The sequence below is a fragment of the Sulfitobacter sp. HI0027 genome, from assembly GCF_001634775.1.
GTDB lineage: Bacteria > Pseudomonadota > Alphaproteobacteria > Rhodobacterales > Rhodobacteraceae > Sulfitobacter.
In genome coordinates this window covers 1-282 of the sequence record NZ_LWER01000405.1, presented here as the reverse complement: position 1 = coordinate 282, position 282 = coordinate 1, and the positions used below count along the sequence as shown (strand labels likewise).

The window sequence follows — 282 nt, the reverse complement described above, 5'->3', positions numbered from 1 at the left end:
AATGCTCTAACGCCATCTCCTTTTGCGCCAGCGAGAATTTAGGCGGGCGTGGTGCCGATCGTATCGGCAAGTCCTGCAGACGTTGGTATTCTCGATACCACCCTTTAAGGGCGTTCTTCGTTGGATACCCCAACTCACGGATGGTGGCCTGAGCGCGCTTGCCGAGCTTGATATAAAGCTTAACCGCGCGCAGTCGTTCTTCGTAGCTGTACATGAACTATCTCCAAGATAGTCCAACTTTTCGTCCGCACCCCCACCGGGTCAGTTCTCAGTGACAATCAA

The 282-nt window shown here is 53.2% G+C and carries 1 pseudogene; it reads right to left on the bottom strand.

Annotated elements, in window-relative coordinates:
• Positions 1-214 (bottom strand): annotated as a pseudogene (locus A3722_RS23615) (IS3 family transposase); the annotation flags it as partial.
• Between the last annotated feature and the right edge of the window lie 68 nt (positions 215-282).